Origin of the sequence: Phocaeicola coprophilus DSM 18228 = JCM 13818, assembly GCF_000157915.1 — a bacterium.
GTDB lineage: Bacteria > Bacteroidota > Bacteroidia > Bacteroidales > Bacteroidaceae > Phocaeicola > Phocaeicola coprophilus.
In genome coordinates, this window is sequence record NZ_EQ973655.1 from 1 (window position 1) to 2,692 (window position 2,692).

A 2,692-nucleotide genomic window follows, 5' to 3' on the forward strand; every position below is an offset into this window, starting at 1 on the left:
ACATATTCCGGAGCATACCCGTTCACTTTCCGGCAGCTTATTAGGGTATAAAACCATACCTTAAAAGCGTAATTTTTATCCGTTCATCCCCTAAAAGGATGAAAAAATGGATAACCAGACATTAAAATCTCAATTTTTCCGGAGCATATCCGTTCACCTCCGAGAATTGCAGGTTGTAGCACCCTTTTTCCGGAGCATACCCGTTCACTTTAGACGTATGCTTTCAGATTTTCCGGAGTATATCCGTTCAGCCGTGCATGGAATTGTGAGCGTATATCTTCGTTTCCGGAGCATATCCGTTCATTCTTTCCCCGGTTTCAGTTTCCTTTGTGCTGGTAAGCTAACAAGAAACAGCACAGTCATGGCAGGAACAACAAAGGATATGAGTCTGATAAAACAAGTACTCCAGCTCAAGCAGGCCGGAGAATCCAACCGCGGTGTAAGCCGCAAGTTACCGATTGACAAGGAAACCGTCAACGGTTATGTGAATACAGTAAAAGCCAACGGATGGAACATCAGCGACCTCCTTGAGATTGACGATCCCGAGTTGGAACGGATGTTCCATGCTGGTTCTCCGGCATATACGGACAGGAGAATGGAAGAGTTTCTGATCCTGCTACCCAGATACAGGGAACTGCTGGCGGACCCCAAATCCCATGTAAGCCGTCAGGTCCTGTTCGATGAATACCGTGCGACTCATCCCGATGGTTACGGCAAGTCACAGTTCTATTACCATCTGAAGCAGAATCTCGTTGCGAAGAAGGATGTTACGGCCGTACTGGCCAACACCTACAAACCGGGTGAAAAGCTCATGGTGGACTTTGCCGGTGACAAGCTCAGCTATGTGGATGCCGAAACCGGAGAAATTGTCAAGGTGGAGGTGTTTGTCGCCTGCATGCCTTACAGCGACTATACCTATGTGGTATGTGTACCTTCGCAGAAGACGGAGGACTTTCTGTATGCCATAAGGATGTGTCTGGAACATCTGGGCGGTGTACCTTCCATACTGACTCCTGACAACCTCAAATCGGCTGTAATCAGCAATGACCGGCATGAGCCGAAGCTGAACAAGGCTCTTGAGGACATGGGCAACTACTACCATTTCGTGGTACTGCCATGCGACCCGGCATCGCCGACACAGAAGGCTCTGGTAGAGGACTCCGTAAGGATTACATATAACCGTGTCTATGCCAGATTGCGTAACCGTACCTTCCATTCACTCCTGGAACTGAACCGTGCCGTATGGGAGCTGATGGAAAGGCACAACCAGACCCGTATGCAGAAGCGTCCCTACAGCCGTGAGGAGCGTTTTCATGCCATGGAGAAGGAGCTGCTGAAACCCTTGAAACCGGAACCCTATGAGATGCGCCTGTATGCCGATCTGAAAGTACAGGCAAACTGCCATGTGGAGCTGAGACAGGACAAGGTGACCCATTTTTACTCCGTCCCCTATATCCATGTAGGAAAACAGGCAAGAGTAGTCTTTACGCGTTCATGGGTCAAGGTCTATGTGGAGCAGAAACTGGTGGCCTCACATATCCGCAGCCATACATACGGCTATACCACAGTCAGGGAACATCTCGCATCCAGCTGCAGGGTGATTATGGAGCGTTCGGCAGCCTATTATGTGGAGAAAGCAAAAGATATATCACCTGACTGCCATGAATATGTAAAAAGAATCTTTGACCCCAAACGTACCGCACAGCCTGAAGAGGTGTATTACAAGCTGTGCAACTCCATAGTCAGCCTCAGAAGGAAGTATGACCTGGCCACGTTTGACCTTACCTGCCGTCAGTGCATGGAGTACGGTATTTACTCCTACAGCAAGTTTGAAGCCATACTCAGACGTAACGGCATGAATGCATCCGCAGACGAGACGGTAATCTTCCATGCGCCTACACCGTCAAACCACGGGAACATGCGCGGAAAAGACTATTTTACAGGAAATGACATAAACCAACAACAATAAATGATTATGAGCAACGAAACAGAAAGAACACTGCACGAGCTGAAGCTTCCGGGAATGGCAAGCTGCTGGAGCTCTCTGGAAGAAACACATCAGTTGGACAAGCTTACCCTGCGTGAAGGCATGCAGATCATGCTCCAGTACGAACGTGACACGAGAGGGAACAACCGCATCCAGCGTCTTATAAAGAATGCCGGCTTCCGTCTGAGAGCCTCGATGGAAGAACTTGAAACGGACACGGCAAGGGGCATACAGGCCTGCTCTGCAGCCGACCTTGCAACCGGAAATTACATCACGGGCGGAATGACGGTCATCATTACCGGACCGGCAGGAACCGGGAAGTCCTACTTTGCCTGTGCCCTGGGTGACAGGGCATGCAGGAACGGCCGGAAGGTACTGTACTTCACGATGAACATGCTCATCGAGAACCTGAAGCTTGCACATCTGGAAGGACGGGAAACAAACTTCTTCCGGAAGCTGAACGCACATGACCTGCTGATTATCGATGACTTTGGGATGGTCAAGCTGGACGGCCAGATACAGCATGACTTTGAACAGATCATAGATGACCGGTACAACCGGAAGGCACTCATCCTGGCCAGCCAGCTTCCCGTTGCAGACTGGTATGATGTGTTCCAAAGCGAGCTCATTGCGGAAGCCTGTCTGGACAGAATCGTGCATAAGGCAATAAAATTTGACCTTAAAGGAGAGAGCCTAAGAAAGAAG

2 protein-coding genes are annotated in these 2,692 nt (G+C 49.6%); both read left to right on the forward strand.

The genetic code is table 11. The features are described from left to right. The first annotated feature begins 361 nt into the window (after positions 1–361). Positions 362–1,969 carry an IS21 family transposase gene (gene istA, locus BACCOPRO_RS16780; protein ID WP_007566682.1) on the forward strand — a complete coding sequence of 536 codons (1,608 nt, stop codon included), beginning with the start codon at positions 362–364 and terminating at the stop codon, positions 1,967–1,969. Between the two features lie 6 nt (positions 1,970–1,975). Further along, positions 1,976–2,692 (forward strand): IS21-like element helper ATPase IstB (gene istB / locus BACCOPRO_RS16785; RefSeq protein WP_040311637.1); only part of this gene is annotated, 717 nt, incomplete at its 3' end.

Bases quoted from the DNA above. Each gene is read 5' to 3' on its own strand.
- istA (WP_007566682.1), top strand. From the start codon at position 362: ATGGCAGGAACAACAAAGGATATGAGTCTGATAAAACAAGTACTCCAG.